Raw genomic sequence first — 21181 nt, forward strand, 5'->3', positions numbered from 1 at the left:
AGTGGAATACCAAACAATCAGCGCCACCTGGCCACTCTTAAGTTTATTACAGCTTGTGCCTTTACTGGCTGGCTTGCTGCTGATTCGAATTCGTCAGCGGAATGCAATGATCTTAGCTTTAGTGGCTTCTTTGCTAGAAATTGCGTTAGCGCTCACCTTGTATCTAAATTTTGACAGTACGCAGCCTACAGGTGTCATGCAGTTTGCTGAGCAGGTGCCGTTTTGGGCAGCGGTTCAGTATCATGTGGCTGTTGATGGTATGAGCGTCTTATTTATTCTGCTCACGACCTTGCTGGGCTTTTTGTGTGTGGTGTTTATTCTCTTCCGGCGCTTACATGGTAGCTCTGTGCTTGCTGTCATGATGTTGGTGCAAGCAACGCTAGTAAGCCAGTTAGTCACTGTGGATTTACTCTGGTTTAATCTAGCTTCCATTCTGGAAATGCTCTTGATTGCTTATCTAACCAAACGCTGGCCTGCCTCTGACGATGTCATGCCTGCTTTAGTGCGCTTTTTGCAATTTATGGCCGTCGGTTTGATTTTGTTATTTGCCGGCACTTTATTACTGGGTTGGAATTACGCCGCGCTTAAAGGTAGTTGGTCGTTTGATTTAGCTAAGCTTGCCACCGTAAACGTACCAGAAGAAATGGAGGGTGTTCTGTTCTTTCTCCTGTTTTATGGTTTAGCAGTGCGTATTCCTCTCTTTCCTTTTCATGGCTGGCTACCGGATTTTCTACGTTTTGGGAATGTGGCGATTGCCCCAATTTATCTTTTAGGTTTAAAACTTGGTGTATATGGACTATTGCGTTTTGTGTTTCCACTAATGCCCAATGCGATTTGGCAATGGCATTATGTCGCGGTGGCCTTTGCCATGGTGGGGGTATTTTATGCAGCTTTACTCGCTTTAAAGCAGCAGAATCTACGTAGCCTTTTAGGGTTTGCGGTGGTGAGTCATACCAGTATTCTAACCATTGGCTTGTTTAGCCTTGATCCTTTGGCTTTGCAAGGTAGTGTCTTATTAGCCGTGAATTTTGGTTTAGCTATTTCAGGTTTGCTGCTAATGACCGGTTTGGTTTGGCAACGCACTCGTACCACGAACTTGCATCGTTTAGGTGGCATGTTTGATTACATTCCTTTAGTAGGCATTGCTTTCCTGATTGCAGGTTTAGCGATTGTGGGGATGCCGGGTACACCGGGCTTCAATGCAGTCCATTTTGTGTTAGAAGGGGCGATTAAAACCTTCGGTGCACCGGTCACGATTGGTGCAGCCATTGGTAACTTAATTGCCGCTGGTTTTTTATTGCGTGCTTTCCAGCGAGCCTTTTTAACGAAACCGAGTGGTAACACCAGCCATTGGAATACTGAACCTTCTCAACTCACTGAAAAAATCTTAGCTGGCACCGTGATTTGTGTAATTGTGGTGGTAGGTTTTTATGATGTACCTTGGCTGACTTTAATTGCTGAACCTGTCGGCGGAGTAGGCGAGTTATTTAATGAATTACGGGCTATGTCTGGGATAGCGAATCATGACTGAAGCCATTCCAATGACGAGTGCAGCCTTTCCTTGGTTGAGCTTACTGATTCTATTGCTCCCTCTAGGGGGGCTGATTGCAGCAAGTTTAGCGCCACGTGAAGCCCGATGGGCGGCTTTGGCTACTTCAGTCGGGGCACTGCTGATTTCATTAGTGATTGTGGCAGGTTTTAATCCAGCCCAGTCAGGCTTTCAATTTGTTGAACGTAGCCCGTGGATTCCCTCGTTAGATATTAATTATTTGCTGGGGGTCGATGGTTTATCAGTACTGTTCTTGCCGTTTACTGCTTTGCTGTTTATTGGTGTGATTTTAGCCTCATGGAATGCGATTCAAACTCTGCCACGGTTGTTTTTTGCCCTACTGCTGCTGCTAGAAATGGCGATGATGGGGATCTTTTCGGCTTTAGACACCATTCTGTTCTTTCTCTTCTGGGAGCTGAGTGTCTTACCGATTTATTTCCTGATTAGCCTTTGGGGTATCGGGCCAAATCGGCGTTATGCAGGGGTGAAATATACCTTGTTTATGCTAAGTGGTGGAGTCCCGCTCCTCTTAGGATTTGTGGTCTTAGCTTTACAAGATCCTAATGGGGTTAGTTTTGATTACACACGTCTTTTACATATTGCACACACGCATGACTATCAAACGGCGATCTTTATTCTGTTAGCCGTGGCGTTTGCGGTGAAGCTCCCGCTATTTCCCTTGCATTCATGGTTGCCAGTGGTCGCGCAAGAAGCACCTACGCAAGTGGTGGCTTTATTGGTGGGCTTAAAAGTGGGTGTGTATGGAATGATTCGCTTTGCCTTTCCTTTAGCCCCGAGTGCTGCTCAGGATTTCCAATATATCTTAGTCGGTTTAGGCATGTTAGGTGTGCTCTATGGTGCCTTAGCCGCTTTAGGACAAACTAACCTACGGCGAATGTTAGCCTTTTCAAGTCTAAGCCATGTAGCAATGGTGTTTCTGGGCGTGGTGAGTATGACGCAGCAAGGTTTGCAAGGGGCAATTTTTCAATTACTGAATTTCACCGTTATTGCTGGAGGTTTATTTATTCTTATTGGTTTTATCTATCAACGAGTAGGCTCTAGCGAAATTCCAAGCCTTGGGGGTATTGCGAAAAGTATGCCCTTATTGACTAGTTTCTTTTTTATTTTAGGGGCTGCTAGTTTAGGAATTCCGGGGACTAGCGGTTTTCCGGCAGAGTTTTTGCTGATTGTGGGTGTTTTGGAAACGTATTTGGGGGCGGGTTTACTTGCATTGTTTAGCATTATCTTAGCCGCCGCTTATTTCTTATCCGCTTATCGCCAAGCTTTTCTAGGGAAGACTCGGCATGCCTCGATTGGTGAATCACCTGATCTTAAACCGCGGGAGCTAGTGATTATGCTGTTATTCACTGCGATTGTTTTACTGTTTGGCTTTTATCCGCAAGGACTACTAGACTTCATCTCTACCAGTAGTATGAGTTGGTTGGAGCGCATGACCTTATTAGTTGAGTAAAGTTCCCTATATACCCCTAACGGCTAGTGCGTATAATCGCCTTGCTGGTAGGTTTCCACCTAGAATAGCACCCCCGAAAATAAGCAAAGAATTGAACCTATGGAACTGCTGCTAGACATTAATGTATGGAGCGCCTTCTTAACCTTAACCCTATTAGAAATAGTGTTAGGGATCGACAATATAATTTTCTTAACCCTTATGGTGAATCGCTTACCACCAGAACAGCGTGCTTTGGCGCGTAAGCTGGGTTTATTTGGCGCTATGATTAGCCGTGTCTTACTTTTGCTCTCGATTGCTTGGGTGGCAAAGTTAGTTGAGCCTTTATTTACGATCATGGGGCATGCTGTTTCAGGTCGAGATCTAGTTTTAGTATTTGGTGGTTTATTTTTGATTTATAAAGCAGTCACCGAGATTCACGGTAGCTTAGAAGGCGGTGTTGAAGACGGTGAGAGTGCGATTAAAAAAGGCGCTTCAACCTTTATGGGAGTAATTGCACAAATCGCAGTGATCGATATTGTGTTCTCACTGGACTCAGTGATTACTGCGATTGGTTTGGCTGACCAAGTTTTTGTCATGGTGGCGGCGATTGTAGTCGCGATTTTAGTGATGATGTTTGCAGCTGGGCCAATTGGTGATTTCGTTGAGGCACATCCAACAGTCAAAATGTTGGCACTTACTTTCCTAGTCTTAGTGGGAGTCGTGCTGGTGGCTGAAGGTACAGGCCATGAAGTACCCAAAGGTTACCTCTACTTCGCGATGGCTTTCTCGTTTGGTGTGGAAATGCTAAATATGAAAATGCGCAAAAACTCCAAGAAAGTGGTGGATTTGCACGATACCATGCCGCAAAAAGAGCAGGATGTAGAAAGATAAGATGCGACTGCTTAGCCGTTACGGGAGTTTATTAGTGTGCTGTGGGGTTTTAGCTGCCTGCAGCGCCCCGCCTGTAACGGCTGCTCCTAAAAAGACCTATTCCAAAATCAAGCTCTTAAGCGAATTTACAATACCCCGTGCCAGTTTTAATGGTTTAACTATTAGCGAGCTTTCTGATCTGGCTTGGGATCAGGATGAGCAACTACTTTATGCTGTTTCTGATCAAGGGCGTATTTTTCATTTCAAGCTTAAGCTGGAAAATGAGCAAATTACGGCAGTAGACCCTGTTTTTGCAGCCGGTTTAGTGGATAACAAGGGTAAGCCGATTAAGCTGCGGGATTCGGAAGGTTTATTTGCGCTTAATGCGAATAATGGCAAAAAAGGCGATACCCAATTAATTGTTTCCTTTGAGCATGGCCCCCGAATTTATCGGATGACTCCACAAGGCCGCCAAGTGGGTGTCGTACCCATTCACAAAGATTTGCAAAACGCCAAAGCTTATCGCTCGCAAAACGCTATGTTGGAGTCGGTAGCTTATCATCCTAAATACGGTTTTCTTACTGCGCCCGAGCGTAGCCTTAAAGGTGAACCGAATAATTTACAGACTATTTATTCGGCTAAACAAAAGTGGTCTTTTTTAGCTTATCCTGCTGAAAATAGCTCAGTAACTAGTTTGGAAATTCTGCCAGATAAAAGTGTCTTAGTGTTGGAGCGGGCTTGGGTTGGTATTTTACATCCAATGGTGATTAGTTTGCGTCGAGTCGACTTGGATGCCTGTGCTAAAGCGGAAGTCTGTGAGGTGCAAGATTTAGGGGTTTATTCAAGCCTAATCCAAGTAGACAATTTTGAGGGTCTCACCCAAATTCGCGATAATCTGTATTTAATGGTGAGCGATGATGGTGAACGTGATTTACTACGGAATCAGTTAAGCTTATTTAAAGTTGAATAACTTCAGGTTCAGGGTGTCGAAGCATGCCAATTAAACAAACTTGGAAAAATGTCTTCTGGTTGCTGTTGGGGGTGCTGCTAGCTTGGTTAGTGTTACCGTTTTTCCAGCGTTTACCCGGAACTAATCCTGTTGCTGAACCACTTAAAGTTACCCCTGCTGCTGCTTTTACCAATCAAGAAGAACGCACAATTAATGTGTTCCAAACGACTAGCGCTTCGGTCGTTTATATCACCACAACGGATAAAGTTATCGATTATTGGACACGTAATGTCAGTGAGCGCCCCAGTGGTACCGGCACAGGTTTTGTCTGGGATCAGCAAGGACATATCGTTACCAATTATCACGTGGTTGAAGGCTACAAAACTGCCAAAGTACGCTTATCCGACCAACGGATTTTTGAAGCAGATGTGGTAGGGGCGAGTCCACGCCATGATTTAGCGGTCTTGAAATTACGCAATCCTAAAGATCTACCATCGGCTGTAAACATTGGTAGTAGCCATGATTTAAAAGTGGGTCAAACGGTTTTGGCGATTGGTAATCCGTTTGGTTTAGATCACACCCTTACCACTGGGGTAGTTTCTGCTTTAGGTCGCAGTATTGATGGCGAAGGCCAGGGCAATACGATGGAGGATTTAATCCAGACTGATGCAGCGATTAATCCGGGTAATTCAGGTGGTCCTTTACTGGATTCATCAGGTCGCGTGATTGGTGTCAACGTAGCAATTTATAGCCCCTCAGGTGCTTCGGCAGGGATTGGCTTTGCGATTCCAGTCGACACAGTGAATCGTGTAGTGCCTCAGCTGGTACAAAATGGTCGCTATATCCGCCCCGTATTAGGGATCACTATGAATGATGGGGTGAATGAGGGCGTAGGCGAGCGTTTAGGTGTAAAAGGTGTTTTGGTATTAGAGGTTGCGCCTAATTCTCCCGCAGCTCAAGCTGGTTTACGTGGCACCGTAGTACAGGCTAATGATGAGTTAGTGTTAGGTGATATTATTCAATCGATTGATGGTAAACCAGTTACTAGTACTAGCGAGCTTTCTGCAACAATGGACAAATATAATCTGAATGACACAATTAGAGTTCAGATTTTACGTGATGGTAATACGAAGCAAGAGCTAGATATTAAGCTTACCATGCAACACTAGCGTGTGTAGTTTGAGTATTTGTTTGGAGTTCATCTTTAGGGATACTGACTTTCAGACCTGAATCTAGAATATAGGATTCCGCAATAGTGGATACCTGACCCTGCCACAGCGTAGGACCATAAGCGTTAAAAATTTTAGAATCATAACCGAATAATTTTAAGGTACTTGAGAAAATCTGCTCTTGAGCATACAGGCGATTTGTATGCTTCGGAAAATGCTTTTTGGCCTGCGCCGCAAATACCATCAAAGGCACTTTAAACTCATCTAAAGGCAAAGCAGCAGGGTTGGTATTAAAGTGGCAATGCGTCAGCGCGCTATTATCATGGGTAAATAAGCTCTGCCCATGATCTGAGGTATAGAAAATCACCGAGTTATCTGGGCGCTGCTGGCTAATTAGCTGTTTTAAAAACCTATCCACACTGTGCTCAATCGCGTTCAAATAAGCATTGATAATAATCTCCTTATTATCGACGGTCATTTCGGTAAACGAATCAGTCGCTGCGGGTTGGAACTGTGCGTTTTCTTGAGGATAAGCTAAAGGATACGGCCAATGTGCTCCCCATTTCACAGCTACAATGAAGCGTTTTTGTTTATTTCCTTTCATTAAGGTCGCGAGGCTTTTTAAAATTTCACTGTCTCGATCTTTCGGATAAATACTACGTGGATACCCGATATAGTGGTCGATAGACTTTAAGTCATAGCCGGTTAGATGATTTTGCACTTCGCCCGGAGCCATTTGCCCATCCATTAAATAAGTTTCGAAGCCAGCACGCTTAGCGTATTGAAAAATAGTTGGTAGATTATGTTGGGCAGTTTTAAAGTCTTGTTGGATTTTTGAAGTTAACCCAATACGTAAGAATAGATTGGAGGTATTGGAGCAATTTGAAACAGAATTGACTACTCCATAGTTTTGCATATCCTTGCTGAATTGAAGCGAGCTTAAAAAGGGAGTAGTATTTTTAGGATAAGCATTCACTCCCAAATAATTCCCTGAAATAGATTCATCAATCACCCAGACGATTGTTTGATATTCAGTGGTTTTGCTAGTCTGAATACTGGGTGCTAGGATACGCTCTTCGTGTTTAGGTAATGCCGAAAAATATTGATGCAGCACTAAAGGTAGTTTGATTGGAGCTGGATAAGATTGAGTGGTAATCGAGAAAATTTTATAACTAAGTAAACCAATACTGGCAATCGATAGGGCTAAGGCTAATACACTCCAACCAAACCAAATGCGCTTCTTTTTGACAATCAAAGAACGTAGGCATAAAGCAAAAATCAAAAAGAAGGTACTGGCTGCTAAGGCATAAGTTAAGGGTTTTTTATAAACCAACAAATCAGCCGCCCGCCCTGTTTCAGTTAAGGCTGTCGCTAGGATAGCAACTGTAATCCCGCTAGGACTACTGCCTAACATTTGCGTGTAAAAATCAACACCAAAAATAATCGAGCAGAGTGCTATTAGGCTTACAGCCATCCAGCGATTAGCAATAAATAAAATAGAAATTAGAGCTAGTAAACTAAATAGATAACTAAATAAAAATAAACCACCTTTAATAAGACCTTTTTGATCATAGGGTTGACTGAGGTAATTGGTTTCAATGATAAAGCTGATCGGGTTAATAATCGATTGCTCGAAAGCAATTAAACCAGCAAATAATAAAAGACCAAGCAGCAGTAAAGGCAGCTTTAAATTCATTATATAAATCTCTGATGCTTGAATTTATTTTATAATAAAGATATTTGGCATCAATTAAATTTATATTAAGATTAACTGGTGAGTTTTCAGGATAAAAGTAAGCTTATTTTAGGTAAGCCAGTTCTATTTGGCTTACCTAATTTGCGAACTAGTTCAAGCTTAACCCTTGTTTGCAAGCGGGATCTGTTGCTGAGGGCGTGGCATCGGGATAGAGGGTACGAATACCAACACTACGGCGGGCAAACACTGCAGTGAAATGTTGTCCATCATCTTGAACTGGCAATAAGCAAGCGGTGGTTTTGTCACGGCTATCAGTTGGGTTTTCGGCAAAAGCGCGCGTGCCTAATTTCAATAAATCTTCAGCACTTAAAGTTAAACCATAACCTTTAATCGAGGAACGCGCAGTGTAATTACCAAAGCGCATGGTAGCCCCCATAGAGTACAAGACATTAGGGACGACTTCATTCTGCCGATAGTTATCCATCCGGCATAATTCACCTGTTTGCTGAAGCTGCACATAGCGCCCCACATAATGCAGACCACCAATCGGGCCATTAGCCTCAGGCTCACCACAGAAAATATGGTCAAAGGCATGTACTGCAAACCAAGCTTCGGTTAAGTCATTTAAATAAGCTTCAGGATTGGGTTTAGCCGGTCGATTTGCAAATACTTTATCTTGAGTGAAGGTTTTAATCCGTGCTAGTACCTCAGGATGATTATGCAGCATCTGCTTAAATTCTTCAGGGCTGACTTTATTCCCAGCCGGGCCACAGACTGCATTTACCGCTTGCCCGAAAGCATCCAGGCTCGGGGCGGGTGGCGTTATATCGGCTAGGCCATTTTTGAGTCTCACGGGATTATTGCTGTTATCAAAGAAAGCTAGGCAATTGTTAGCAGGCGTGTTAATGGGGCGCGATTCGGTCGGAGTAGTTGCGGTTGCATTGCTGTAATGCCCGCAGCTTAATTCAACCCATTTCTTATCCGCGCCAATCTGTAGATAAGCATGCGTCGGATTGGGTTCGCGGTTTGTGCCTAAAGCAGGAAAAGTTTGGCCTGCCGTTAATGGGCTAACATTGCTGTGTTTTTTAATAGAGGTCACTGCATCGCAAGCGCGATCAAGTACAAATTCATTAGCTTGAGAAAAATAAACTTGAGCAGTGGCGCTCGTGGCTAGAGCTAAAGCCCCTAGCCCTAAACCGATTTGAAGTGATTTCAAGATGCAAAGTCCTTATAAAAAGAGGCAGGCTAACACAGCTGATTAGCTGTGTTGAGCTGGAAGTTTGGACTTAGCTTATTGATGATAAGTTCAGACTAAAACCGCTACTAAATATCCTTCATCAAGCGCAAAGCATCATAAATTGCTGCATGAGTATTGCGTGCCGCCACTGCATCACCAATCCGATACAATAAGAACTGACCTTCAGGATTTTTCAGCAGAGTTTGTGCTTGGCCGTCAATCAGTTGTTCATAATCCACTGCGCCTAGATTTTTCGATTGTGGTTTGAGTTCAAAATAGAGTTCATCTAAGGGTTGAGTGCCGTGATTGACAATAATCTGATCGTAGTCTTTACGCTGCTGCCAAGAGCCATAATCACTGCCAATAATCGCGGTTAAACCTTGCGTTGATTTTTCCACGGCTAATAAGCGGTAGGTGACGGTGAAAGTCACTTGATGCTGCTGTAAATTGCGTAGGTAAGGGACTAGGTTCATGCCCATCACTTCCGGCGCGAAACTGCGATCTGGCGTCATAATTTCCAGTTCAGCACCACTGGCAGCAATCCATTCGGCAGCTTGTAAGGCGGCATGATCGCCCGCATCATCATAAAGCAGCACTTTTTTCGCCGGTTTGGTACTGCCCGCTAAAATATCCCATGTTGAGACCACATGCTCATTGCCGCTGGCTAAAATTTCAGTATTTGCCAAGCCACCGGTGGCAATCACCACCACATCTGGTTTAAGTTCCAACACATCTTCGGCTTCAGCCCAGCAATTAAAACGGAATTGCACGCCATAGTGCTCACATTGCGCTAAACGCCATTCCACAATGCTGATCATTTCGCGCCGATGCGGGCTGCGTGCAGTTAAGCGAATTTGTCCACCCGCTTCACTATCCGCTTCTAACACAATCACTTCATGCCCACGCTCACCTGCAACGCGCGCTGCTTCTAAACCAGCAGGGCCAGCGCCGACAATCACGATGCGTTTTTTCACCGATGCAGCTTGAAGTTGATGCGGCATGGTTAGTTCACGACCTGAGGCCGCATTGTGAATGCAATAAGCTTCACCACCTTGATAAATCCGATCCAAGCAATAGGTCGCACCAACACAAGGGCGAATGCTGTCTTCTTGGCCTGCGATAAGTTTGCGCACAATATGTGGGTCGGCTAAATGTGCGCGGGTCATACCCACCATATCGAGTTTACCGCTAGCAATGGCATGGCGAGCGGTGGCTAAATCGGGAATTTTCCCCGCATGGAAAATTGGGAAGCGGGTAATTTCACGTACTTCACCCGCAAAATCTAAATGCGGTGAATTACGCATGCCTTGCACGGGAATAACGTCAGTCAAAGCTGCATCGGTATCAATATGCCCACGAATAATATTCAGGAAATCAATCAAGCCTGAATCACGCAAACGGCAGGCGATTTCAATACCCTCGGCTTTAGTTAAGCCACCGTCGAGGACTTCATCGGCGACATTACGCACACCAATAATGAACTCTTTCCCAACACGCTCACGAATCGCTTTTAACACTTCCATGCTAAAACGTAGGCGATTCTCTAAAGAGCCGCCGTAGTCATTATCTAAAGCATTGGTATAAGGCGACCAGAATTGATCGAGCAGATGTCCATAAGCTTCTAACTCAATCCCGTCCATACCCGCCGCCTGCATGCGTTCGGCAGCATCGGCGTAATCACGAATAATCCGCTCAATATCCCAATCTTCAATCACTTTGGGGAAAGCACGATGCGCTGGTTCGCGTCGCGCCGAGGAGCTAACTACCGGCAGCCAATCGCCGCGCGACCAATGCGTGCGCCGCCCTAAATGGGTGAGTTGAATCATCACAGCCGCACCCTGCTCATGGCAAGCATCGACTAAATCGCGCAGATGGCTAACGACTTCATCTTTATAAGCCAAAATATTATTAAACGCGGGTGCACTATCTTTCGAGACAATCGCCGAACCAGCGGTCATGGTCAGGGCAATACCCGCTTTGGCACGTTCCACATGATAGGCACGATAGCGGGCGGTGGGCATGCCATTTTCAGGATAAGCCGGCTCGTGCGCGGTAATCATAATTCGATTACGCAAGGTCAAATGCTTGAGTTGAAAGGCTTGTAAGAGTGGATCATTAGTCATCACAGAGGTCTTCCTTGCTTAATACCACATATCAGGTTTGGCGGATTTTTTCCCACGAATAAAGGCTTGCAGCGCTTCATCAATGCTGGGGTCTAAAGGTGGCGCGACATACTCAGCTAATTGCTGCTTCCAAATGGCATTGGCGCGTTGTTCAGCGGTTTTGCTGCCATCCATTTCCCACTGCTCAAACGAGCCACTATCCGCTGTGGTCGATTCATAAAATACGTCGCTGTAGTTGGCGAGGGTGTGCGCTGTCCCTAAAAAATGCTCATTGTGACTATGGCGCTGGCGGTACGAATCGAGTGCAAAAGCATTCTCATCCAACGCCAAGCCTCCCAGCATCCGCGCCATCATCCCAAGCCGATTGGTATCGAGAATAAATTTCTCATAACCCATGGTCAGGCCGCCTTCTAACCAACCGGCTGCATGCAAAATCCAATTTGCACCAGACATTAAGGCTGGGGTTAAAGCATCGGCGCTTTCTTGCCCCGCTTGGAAATCACTGACTTTGGAGGAGGTAAACGCGCCCCCGCAACGCAAAGGTACGCCTGCACGCCGCGCTAATTGCCCAATCGCAAAATAAGCCAAACTGGCTTCCGGTTGCCCAAAGGTGGGCGAGCCATTGCGCAAGGACATGGTGGTAAGGAAATTGCCATAAATCATCGGTGCACCAGGCCGCACTAACTGGGCTAAAGCAATTCCTACCAAGGATTCGGCATGGGCTTGTGCAATCGCACCCGCTGGCGTAACGGGTCCCATCGCACCGCCTAACACGAAGGGGCAAACAATAATCCCCTGCCCTGCAGCGGCATACGTGCGAATGACGCGCGTTACATCGCCATCAAATAAGAGCGGCGAAGTGGCATTGATATTCCCCATCACCACACAGTGCTGCTCGACGAATTCCTTGCCGAACAAAATCCTCGATAATTCAATCGAATCTTCCGCACGCTCTGGGCTAGTAATCGAACCTAAATAAGCCTTGTCCGAATAGCGCATATGCGCATACACCATATCCAAATGGCGCTTATTCACTGGAATATCTACCGGCTCGCAGATCGTACCGCCGGAATGATGAATATGCGGGCAGGTGTAAGCGAGCTTAATAAAATTCTGAAAATCTTCTAAAGTGCCATAGCGCCGCCCGCGCTCTAAATCGGCGACAAAGGGCGAACCATACGCGGGTACAAACACCACATTATCGCCACCGACGGCAATTGAACGCGCCGGATTACGTGCATGATGGATAAATTCGCGTGGCGTGGTTTTAATCAATTGCTTAATTAAACCCGCTGGAAAACGCACAATCTCGCCTTGCGCCTCTGCACCCGCGTCCACAAATAAACGAATGGTTTCTGCGTCGCCGCGAAATTGCATGCCAAATTCTTGCAGGATTAATTCGGCGTGATGCTCAATCGCCTCCACACCATCCACACTCAATAATTCATAGAGTGGAATTTTGCGTTTTAAATAGGGTGGAAAGGCTGCCGCATCTGTGCGATGCGTGTTACGAGCACGGCGACGGGAGGAACGATCCGTAGAGGCTTGAATTGTATTCATAAGACCACCGGTGGCGAAGCTATGATGATTAACTGTAGCAGTGTTTTGCTTGACCCACGACTGGGCTTGTGTTCATGTAAGGCATGAAAAAAATTAATGTTCATCTGCTATCGATGCGTTCTTTGCTCGCTTTCCATATCGCTGCGCAAGAGCAAAGTTTCACACGGGCGGCTGCGGTCTTACGTTTAGGACAGTCTGCAGTTAGTCATAGTGTGCGCCAATTAGAGACGGTGTTAGGGGTAAAGTTGTTTGAGCGTGAAGCCCAAGGTGTGCGCTTAACTGCGATTGGGCAACGCTTAGCGAAGCGCATGCAATTAGGGTTTGGCGAAATTCAAGCCGGTTTAGAAGAGGCGATTAGCAGCCAGCAAGCTTCGGTGTTGACCATATTAGTTTCTACCTCGCTGGCTAGCCATTGGTTGATGCCACGGATTGCGCGCTTTAAGCAAGCTTATCCCGAAGTACAATTGCGCATTATTACCCAAGATGCCTATCAAGATATTGCCAAACTCGAGTTTGATTTATGTATTCCGGTGGGTGGTGTGCCAGAGGGGGCTTATCAAAGCTGGAAATTTGTTGATGAGGTCTTGTTTCCGGTGTGTAGCCCCGCTTGGTTAGCTCAACAAGAACAGATTCAGCAGCCTAGCGATTTATTAACGAAGCCACTGATTCATCTAGAAGAGCATTACATTCCGCGCTTTAACTGGCCACAATATTTTCAACATTATGGCTTGAAGCTCAGCCATACCCGCAAAGATGTGAGTTTTAATGATTATTCAATTGTGGTGCAGGCAGCGATTGAAGGCCAAGGTGTTGTGTTAGGTTGGCATCATATTGTGCAGCCTTTGATTGAGCAGGGGAAATTAGTCGCACCTTTGCGGGAGCGCATTCTCACTCCTGAGCCATTTTATGTGATTGCCCGCGAAGATAAATCTTTGAGTATGGAGGCGCAGGCTTTATTGGAGTGGCTTTTAGTGGAAATGCAGCAGACTGTAGCGGAAGAGTAGCTTTACAAGCCAAGCTCATAAAGCTACTAACAGATAGTTTATTCAATAACTTTCGGCACTAAATACAAGCCATCTTCCACTTCAGGCGCAACGGCTTGATAAGCTTCGCGATGATTGGTTTCAGTCGCCACATCTTCACGTAAGCGCTGTACTGAATCCAAAGGATGTGCCATTGGCTCGACACCTTCTGTATCTATGGCACTGAGCTGAGCAACCAAATCAATAATGCTACTGATTTTACTTACATAAGCAGCGGTTTGATCCGCTGGAATTGCTAAGCGCGCTAGGTGCGCTACTTTTTGCACTTCTGCTTCACTAATCGTCGACATGCTTAGCCCTCCAACTTTTTTTTCAGAATGTCATTCACGGTATTCGGATTGGCTTTGCCTTTAGACGCACGCATCGCTTGACCGACAAAGAAAGCAAACAATTTATCTTTACCGCTACGATATTCAGCCACTTGCGAAGGATTTTTCGCAATGATCTCATCAATCATTGCTTCAATCGCGCCGGTATCACTGATTTGTTTAAGCCCCTTGGCTTCAATGATCCCATCTACGCTACCTTCATTATTCCAGAGCGCTTCAAGTACATCTTTAGCGGCGGTTGCGGAAATGGTGTTATCTTTAACCCGCAGCAATAAACTGGTTAAAGCATCCGCCGCAACCGGTGAAGCACTAATGTCAACTTCATGCTTATTCAAGAGTGCAGCTAAGCCACCCATCAGCCAATTCGCGGCTAATTTTGCATCATTCGTACCTTGAGCCACGGCCTCGAAATAATCACCTAATTCACTGCTAGCAGTTAAGGCTTCGGCTTCATAGCTACCTAATTGATAGGTTTCAATAAAGCGTTGCTTCTTAGCATCGGGTAATTCCGGCAAGCTAGCACGTACTGTTTCAATATCCGCTGGAGTTATTTCTACCGGCAGTAAATCTGGATCAGGGAAATAGCGGTAGTCATTAGCATCTTCTTTGCCACGCATGGAGCGCGTTTCGCCTTTATCGGGGTCATAGAGCCGCGTTTCTTGTACCACTTTGCCGCCCGATTCAATCAACTCAATTTGGCGCTCAACTTCATAATTAATCGCCCGCTCAATAAAGCGGAAAGAGTTCAGATTCTTGATTTCAGCACGCGTACCAAACGGTTGCCCTGGTTTGCGTACCGAGACGTTAGCATCACAACGGAACGAACCTTCCTGCATATTGCCATCGCAAACCCCTAAATAGCGCACTAAAGCGTGCAGCTTTTTCATATAAGCCACCGCTTCTTTGGCGGAACGCATATCGGGTTCAGAAACGATTTCTAATAGCGGTGTGCCAGCACGGTTTAAATCAATGCCGGTTTTGCCATGAAAATCTTCATGTAAAGATTTGCCCGCATCTTCTTCTAAATGCGCACGGGTAATGCCGACCCGCTTAGTGCTGCCATCTTCAAGTTCAATATCTAAATGACCTTGAGCAACCACCGGCAATTCAAATTGACTGATTTGATAGCCTTTCGGCAAATCAGGATAGAAATAATTCTTCCGTGCAAAGATCGAGCGCGGGGTGATATTGGCATTGATCGCTAAACCTAAGCGAATCGCCATTTCGACCGCTTTCTTATTCAATACTGGCAAAACACCTGGCATCCCCAAATCAACGAGGCTGGCTTGTGTATTCGGCTCGGCACCATAAGCAGTGGAAGAGCCGGAAAAAATTTTACTCTTCGTGGCAAGCTGAGCATGGATTTCCAGCCCAATAACGGTTTCCCATTCCATGACTGTCTCCTTATGCAAATTGGGCAGGCACTTGTTTGTGCCAATCACTATTTAATTGGTACTGATGCGCCACATTCAACATCCGTGCTTCTTGGAAATAATTACCAATCAGCTGCATACCCACGGGCAACCCATCAGCCGCAAAGCCAATCGGGAAAGTCATCCCCGGCAAACCCGCTAAGCTAGTCGGAATGGTGTAAATATCCGCTAAATACATCGCCACCGGATCATCGGCTTTCTCACCAATCTTGAAGGGCGTGGTGGGAGCAGAAGGACCCATAATCACATCCACATCTTTGAAAGCATCCACAAAGTCTTGCTTAATCAAGCGTCTGACTTTCTGTGCTTTGAGGTAGTAAGCATCGTAATAGCCCGCGGATAAAGCATAAGTACCGAGCATAATCCGGCGTTTGACTTCTTCACCAAAGCCCTCCCAACGACTGCGTTTATATAAATCCATTAAATCTTTCGGATTTTCACAGCGATGCCCAAAACGCACCCCATCAAACCGCGAGAGATTAGAGGAGGCTTCCGCTGGTGCAACTACATAATAAACGGGGACGGCTAAATGCGAGTTCGGTAAAGATACCTCTTTAACTACTGCGCCCAGTTTTTCAAATTCTTTCACTGCACGTTCAATCACAGCAGCCACATTTGAATCTAAACCTGCGGCAAAAAACTCTTTCGGTAAGCCAATCCGTAAGCCTTGAATCGAGTCCGTTAAGCTCGCGGTATAATCCGGCACTGGCTCATTCGCACAAGTGGAGTCGCGTTCGTCAAAGCCTGCAATTACATTTAAGGTAAGCGCGCAATCTTCAGCCGAAACCGCCATTGGCCCACATTGATCAAGGCTGGAGGCAAAGGCAATCATGCCGTAACGCGAAATCCGTCCGTAGGTGGGCTTAATCCCAGTCACGCCACAGAATGAACCTGGTTGGCGAATCGACCCGCCCGTATCGGTGCCTAAGACCATTGGCGCTAAACGCGCTGCAATCGCTGCTGCGCCACCGCCTGAGCTACCACCTGGAACACAATCCGTATTCCAAGGATTGCGTACTACACCATAAGCTGAATTTTCATTGGATGAACCCATCGCGAACTCATCCATATTGTTCTTACCTAAGAGCACACCACCAGCTTTTTTTAATTGAGTGGCTACATGCGCGTCATAAGGCGAAACAAAGTTAGCTAGCATCTTCGAGCCGCAAGTGGTCAAGATACCTTCAGTGCAGAATAAATCTTTCAGTGCATACGGAACGCCCGCTAATGGCCCCGTCAATTCACCTTTACGGATTTGCTGGTCAATCGCTTGGGCTTGTTGCTGAGCCTGCTCGCGTAGCACCGTAATATAAGTATTTAAGTTCCCATCTAAACGCTCAATACGGTCTAGATAGGTAGCAGTGGCTTCCATCACTGAGAACTGACCGCCATGAATACCGCTATGCAGTTCTTTGAGTGATAAAGCGCTAATAGAATCTTGGGACATGCTGTCTCCGAATTTTATAAGCGTGTGAGAGTGCTGGTAATAGAACTGCCCACTTGATAAGTGGGCAGGTTTAGCCAGTGAATTAAGCGGATAACTATAGTTCAAGCACTCAGTGAGTCGCAAGCAACCCTAAACTTATTTAAATGCAGGAACTGTTCCATTCAAAATGAAGTTGGCGTTAAACGTGGTGTTTTCAGGGTGTAATAACACATTACCTAAAATGACATTGGTATCATTATTGGGTCCTGCATAGATAGTAGTTCCATCTAAGTTGACATCGGTAGCGAAATAGCCGGGCATTAAATAGGCCGTATTCACACCCGTATTACCGGGTGCGATTAGGAGAGCACCTAAGGTCACATTCAAATCGCTACCAGGGCCATTGGAAATAATTGTATTACTATTATTCACATCCCCAGACCAAAGCATCGCTACTTTAGTATTAGTCAACTGGGCATTTTTGCCATAAGTCGCTGTTTTAGGGCTACTAAAGTCTACTAAAGTGCTTACAGAGGACAAAGCAATGGGTGTCGCGGTCATTGCACCCATATGGTTGCGATGATCGATTGCTACATAATAATTACCTGGTTTCACATCATGAATTAGGATTTCTTTAGCACCGGTTTTACCATCGACTAAATCACCATCGCGTTGTAGGATGCTGGCATGCGTCATCAGGCGCTTCTCAGGAGCATTTGGATCACGTAACTCAATTAGCACCCAATCGACCACTGCATCATTGCCAGTAGCTGCATAGATGCTATCACTTAGGGTTTCTTTACCTAAATGCCCAAAAGGTGAGACTGCATAAGGCGAATTAGTATAGCCAAAAGAGTCACTGAGTGATCCATACGGTTGCTGCTTAGGTAAATAGTTTAAGCGCCGTAAATCGTCAGACATTAAGCCCGTACTAGAGTTATAAGCACCCTGCAAAATGGCGCGTACACTCAAACGAATATAGCTATTCGTAATGGGGTCTAAATAATCCAAGACCTCATCTAGATCAGCATCAACTGCATCACTAGGATTTCCATCTGCATTGGGATCTGGTTTCTCGTCACGTGTTAAGACGCCATCCCTATCATCATCAGAATCTAAATAGTTGTGAATACCGTCTTTGTCAGAGTCAATCCCATCATCTGGATTCCCATTCCCATTCGGGTCGGGCTGTTCGTATTTAGTCAGAATCGTATCGTTATCATCATCGGCATCTAAATAGTCGGGACGACCATCTTTATCAGTATCATCATCAGTGGGTGTATTGCCATTGTAGTTTTCATACCAAGTACTGATCAGGTCGCCATCGTCATCTTTATCTAGATAATCAGTAATACCATCTTTATCCGTATCATCATCAGCTGGAGTACCACCATTATAGTTTTCTAACTTGGTGAACACACCGTCGTTGTCATCATCGGTATCAATGTAGTCGAAGCTACCGTCTTTATCGGAATCTATAGTTGGTGTGTTTTTGCCCGCATTTTCGGTGATAGTGGGAACGCCATCATTATCATCATCTGGATCAATGAGATTGGGAATACCGTCACTATCATGATCAAGCGGAGTGGTAACCGATGAACCCACCTCTAAATTATCCGGTAAACCATCTTTATCACTATCAGTGCTATCGGGATTAGAACCTAAACTGGCTTCTTGAGCATTCGTGAGACCATCACCATCATCATCTTTATCTGCACTATGGGCGTCATCTTTATCTAAGTAATCAGGCGTTTTATCACCATCCGTATCTACAGCATCTTCAGGTTGATGATTGCCATTGGGGTCATTATTTTCAGAGAGTGACAACTTGCCATCGCCATCATCATCCGCGTCTAGATAATCTGCGATACCATCTTTATCGGTATCATCATCGGTCGGCAGCCCAGCATTATAGTTTTCGTATTTGCTGTACAAACCATCATTGTCATCATCCGCATCGAGATAATTCGGCACACCATCGGTATCGGTATCTTTTGTCCCTTCATCCTTAGTAAGAATACCGTCGCCATCATCATCAGTATCTAGATAATTAGGTAGTCCATCGGCATCAATATCCTTAGTGCCTTCGTCTTTAGTAGTAATACCATCATTATCATCATCGGTGTCACGATAGTCATACACACCATCCTTGTCGGAGTCTTTAATCCCTTCAAGTTGAGTAGACAGTCCATCGCCATCATCATCCGCATCGAGATAATCAGGCACTCCATCTTTATCGCTATCATCATCCTTAGGGGTGCCAGCATTATAGTTTTCAGAGTCAGTACTGATTCCATCACCATCATCATCTTTATCGAGATAATCAGGAGTACCATCGTTGTCGGTATCTTTAGTGCCTTCGTCTTTGCTAGGAATTTCGTCGCCATCATCATCGGTATCGAGAATGTCTGCAATTCCATCATTGTCAGTATCGCGTGGATTTAAAGGGTCATTGCCGACTTCCGTTTTATCATCAATGCCATCACCATCGGTATCTGGATTGTCTAAATTACTGCCTAAACCGGTTTCAAAATTGTCATTTAAACCATCATTATCCCGATCTTCTGCTACATCGGTAACTCGGATGGCTAAGGTTTGCTGATCACAGGCTTGATAGCTGTCACAGAGCTTGATAGTCACATTGTAGATATTATCTAAGCCTTGATCTTGTGGTTTCTCGAAGTCAGGTGGGAGTTTAAAGCGTAATAAACCTGCGCTATCAATGCTGAAGAGCGCATCATCTGCACCACCACCTAAGCTCCATACTAGGCCTTTGCCTTCAGTTTCACCTTCTGCATCAGTCGCTGCATAATCGACAAGCGCATTACTATTATTTTCAGCGGTGGTGACAGAGGCGGTGGCGGCACTGCCTGCATTACTAATACTCGGTGCAGTATTGCTAATCGTATTTAAAACTAAAGTCGCTGTATCGTCTTCATTCGGCTTAGCTAAGCGGTTGTACGGGGTGGAGTCTGGATCTTCATTGAAGGAATAAGTAATTTCAGCAGGAATGCGATAACTAATATCAGTCCCGACTTTAGCGCGAATGGTTAAAGTGCGTTTGCTATTCGCTAATACTTTCCCGACCGACCATTGACCCGATTGAGCATTAAACAAACCTGTGGAATTATCACTCAGATAACTCATCCCGCTTGGTAACTCAATATTCGCAGTAACCAAACGTGAGGCGGTTGCAGATGTATTACTTAAAATATAAGTGAGATCAACAACACCATTCCGATCAGGTTTTAAGGGACTAGCTGTAGCTGCTAATTCCAAATCAATTTCAGTCGAGGAGGTACTAGTAAGCCATTTAAAAAATGCCGCTGAATCATAAGCTTGATCACCCGTATCGGCTAAGGCTAACTTGACATGATAACGCTGATTAGCTTGCAAACCACCTAAAGATGCAGTCAAGGGGGTGGTAAAACCATCTAATTGAGTGCCGGTTTTACCGCTGCCATTACCATTATCGATGAAATAAGCTGAGTTGGTTAATTGGCAAGCTGTACCATCTTTGAGGCTACCTGCGACTCCAGCATTGACATTATTGACCGCAATCGCTTGTTTAGTATCTGGTAAGAAGGCCGCATTTTGAGTACCCGTTAAGCCAGGGCCTGAAATAAATAAACCAAATACATCGTTGAATTTACTACAAACATATTCAGGGTATTCGTCGGAGCCAAAGACTAAAAGGAAGTTAATCCTATCGCCTTCGGGAACAATATCAAACTCAATGATAGCGGGATCATTGATTGCCGTAGCTGCTAACTTGGTTAGGTCAGGGTCGGCATATTTGATGGTAGTGTTAAAGGTATATTTTTGACTGCTATTCGGGCCAAGGATACTGCTTAGATTGCCCGTACTCATGAACAAACCTTCATTGATGCCTAAAATAGGATCAGCCCCTGAAGGATCAATACCACCGGTAAAAATACCATATTGATTTTTAATGCCTTTAGTAATTTGCAGATTCTCAACAGCCAAACCAGGTCCATCCAGAATCAGACGCATATCACTTAAAGTCGGTGATGCATTTAAATTCAGTGCTGCCACAGCTGGCAAGCTACTAAATATTAAAACGCTTAAGAGCAAAGGCCGTACACGCCCGAGAGTGCGTTGGGACATAAGCAAGTCCTATTGTTTTTATTATCAAGCCCAAATAGATAGATAAATAGCGGCAGTAGCCTAGAGATAAGCGCGCTAAAAATCCTTTATGACGCAACTAGGCTATAATATAAATTTATTCATGTCAAATTGCTGATTAATACCATTAATCTGAATGCGCCACTCATCCCTTCCAGAGCTAACTACAGCAAGGGATAATGTCTTAAAACCCCAACAACT

The 21181-nt window shown here is 45.1% G+C and carries 14 protein-coding genes; 6 read left to right on the forward strand and 8 right to left on the reverse strand.

The window, feature by feature from the left end; genetic code table 11:
* Position 1: 1 nt before the first annotated feature.
* From Q0230_RS10420 to Q0230_RS10440, 5 genes are all read left to right on the forward strand, one after another.
* Complete coding sequence (locus Q0230_RS10420) at positions 2 to 1531, forward strand: NuoM family protein (RefSeq protein ID WP_298609940.1); 1530 nt, start codon at positions 2 to 4, stop codon at positions 1529 to 1531.
* On the forward strand, positions 1524 to 3020 hold the full coding sequence (locus Q0230_RS10425; protein WP_298609941.1) for a NuoM family protein: 1497 nt from the start codon (positions 1524 to 1526) through the stop codon (positions 3018 to 3020). Before Q0230_RS10420 ends, Q0230_RS10425 begins: the two co-directional genes overlap by 8 nt.
* A gap of 99 nt (positions 3021 to 3119) precedes the next feature.
* Complete coding sequence (locus Q0230_RS10430) at positions 3120 to 3890, forward strand: TerC family protein (protein ID WP_298609942.1); 771 nt, start codon at positions 3120 to 3122, stop codon at positions 3888 to 3890.
* Position 3891: 1 nt separating this feature from the next.
* Entirely contained in the window at positions 3892 to 4839 is a 948-nt protein-coding gene (locus tag Q0230_RS10435) for an esterase-like activity of phytase family protein (RefSeq protein ID WP_298609944.1), read from the forward strand.
* Positions 4840 to 4862: 23 nt separating this feature from the next.
* The gene (locus Q0230_RS10440) at positions 4863 to 5987 is read left to right on the forward strand and encodes a trypsin-like peptidase domain-containing protein (protein WP_298609945.1); all 1125 of its coding nucleotides are present in this window, start codon (positions 4863 to 4865) and stop codon (positions 5985 to 5987) included.
* On the opposite strand, the gene Q0230_RS10445 is transcribed toward Q0230_RS10440, so the two are convergent.
* The 4 genes from Q0230_RS10445 to Q0230_RS10460 all read right to left on the reverse strand — a co-directional run bounded on the left by Q0230_RS10445 (position 5971) and on the right by Q0230_RS10460 (position 12603).
* Complete coding sequence (locus tag Q0230_RS10445; protein WP_298609946.1) at positions 5971 to 7683, reverse strand: sulfatase-like hydrolase/transferase; 1713 nt, start codon at positions 7681 to 7683, stop codon at positions 5971 to 5973. The two genes, Q0230_RS10440 and Q0230_RS10445, sit on opposite strands and share 17 nt — an antisense overlap.
* A 148-nt stretch (positions 7684 to 7831) precedes the next feature.
* Positions 7832 to 8899, reverse strand: a complete 1068-nt coding sequence (locus Q0230_RS10450; RefSeq protein WP_298609947.1) for an EndoU domain-containing protein — start codon at positions 8897 to 8899, stop codon at positions 7832 to 7834.
* Between the two features lie 107 nt (positions 8900 to 9006).
* The gene (locus tag Q0230_RS10455; RefSeq protein ID WP_298609979.1) at positions 9007 to 11043 is read right to left on the reverse strand and encodes an NADH:flavin oxidoreductase; all 2037 of its coding nucleotides are present in this window, start codon (positions 11041 to 11043) and stop codon (positions 9007 to 9009) included.
* Positions 11044 to 11061: 18 nt separating this feature from the next.
* Entirely contained in the window at positions 11062 to 12603 is a 1542-nt protein-coding gene (locus tag Q0230_RS10460) for a trimethylamine methyltransferase family protein (protein ID WP_298609948.1), read from the reverse strand.
* 83 nt (positions 12604 to 12686) lie between these two features.
* On the opposite strand from Q0230_RS10460, the gene Q0230_RS10465 reads away from it, so the two are divergent.
* Entirely contained in the window at positions 12687 to 13607 is a 921-nt protein-coding gene (locus Q0230_RS10465; RefSeq protein WP_298609949.1) for a LysR substrate-binding domain-containing protein, read from the forward strand.
* 38 nt (positions 13608 to 13645) lie between these two features.
* Here Q0230_RS10465 and gatC read toward each other — a convergent pair whose 3' ends face one another.
* From gatC to Q0230_RS10485, 4 genes are all read right to left on the reverse strand, one after another.
* Positions 13646 to 13936, reverse strand: a complete 291-nt coding sequence (gene gatC, locus Q0230_RS10470) for an Asp-tRNA(Asn)/Glu-tRNA(Gln) amidotransferase subunit GatC (protein ID WP_298609950.1) — start codon at positions 13934 to 13936, stop codon at positions 13646 to 13648.
* Between the two features lie 2 nt (positions 13937 to 13938).
* Complete coding sequence (gene gatB / locus Q0230_RS10475) at positions 13939 to 15369, reverse strand: Asp-tRNA(Asn)/Glu-tRNA(Gln) amidotransferase subunit GatB (protein ID WP_298609951.1); 1431 nt, start codon at positions 15367 to 15369, stop codon at positions 13939 to 13941.
* Between the two features lie 10 nt (positions 15370 to 15379).
* Positions 15380 to 16840 carry an Asp-tRNA(Asn)/Glu-tRNA(Gln) amidotransferase subunit GatA gene (gene gatA / locus Q0230_RS10480; protein WP_298609981.1) on the reverse strand — a complete coding sequence of 487 codons (1461 nt, stop codon included), beginning with the start codon at positions 16838 to 16840 and terminating at the stop codon, positions 15380 to 15382.
* 150 nt (positions 16841 to 16990) lie between these two features.
* Positions 16991 to 20962 (reverse strand): choice-of-anchor L domain-containing protein, encoded by a 3972-nt coding sequence (locus Q0230_RS10485; RefSeq protein ID WP_298609952.1) that lies wholly within the window; start codon positions 20960 to 20962, stop codon positions 16991 to 16993.
* Positions 20963 to 21181 lie beyond the last annotated feature (219 nt).

Source organism: uncultured Thiothrix sp. (assembly GCF_937876535.1).
Classification (GTDB): domain Bacteria; phylum Pseudomonadota; class Gammaproteobacteria; order Thiotrichales; family Thiotrichaceae; genus Thiolinea.

Excerpts from the sequence above, each read along its gene's own strand:
- Q0230_RS10425 (WP_298609941.1), top strand. The coding sequence starts at position 1,524 with ATGACTGAAGCCATTCCAATGACGAGTGCAGCCTTTCCTTGGTTGAGC.
- Q0230_RS10430 (WP_298609942.1), top strand. The coding sequence starts at position 3,120 with ATGGAACTGCTGCTAGACATTAATGTATGGAGCGCCTTCTTAACCTTA.
- Q0230_RS10435 (WP_298609944.1), top strand. The coding sequence starts at position 3,892 with ATGCGACTGCTTAGCCGTTACGGGAGTTTATTAGTGTGCTGTGGGGTT.
- Q0230_RS10440 (WP_298609945.1), top strand. The coding sequence starts at position 4,863 with ATGCCAATTAAACAAACTTGGAAAAATGTCTTCTGGTTGCTGTTGGGG.
- Q0230_RS10445 (WP_298609946.1), bottom strand. The coding sequence starts at position 7,683 with ATGAATTTAAAGCTGCCTTTACTGCTGCTTGGTCTTTTATTATTTGCT.
- Q0230_RS10455 (WP_298609979.1), bottom strand. The coding sequence starts at position 11,043 with ATGACTAATGATCCACTCTTACAAGCCTTTCAACTCAAGCATTTGACC.
- Q0230_RS10460 (WP_298609948.1), bottom strand. The coding sequence starts at position 12,603 with ATGAATACAATTCAAGCCTCTACGGATCGTTCCTCCCGTCGCCGTGCT.
- Q0230_RS10465 (WP_298609949.1), top strand. The coding sequence starts at position 12,687 with ATGAAAAAAATTAATGTTCATCTGCTATCGATGCGTTCTTTGCTCGCT.
- gatC (WP_298609950.1), bottom strand. The coding sequence starts at position 13,936 with ATGTCGACGATTAGTGAAGCAGAAGTGCAAAAAGTAGCGCACCTAGCG.
- gatB (WP_298609951.1), bottom strand. The coding sequence starts at position 15,369 with ATGGAATGGGAAACCGTTATTGGGCTGGAAATCCATGCTCAGCTTGCC.
- Q0230_RS10485 (WP_298609952.1), bottom strand. The coding sequence starts at position 20,962 with ATGTCCCAACGCACTCTCGGGCGTGTACGGCCTTTGCTCTTAAGCGTT.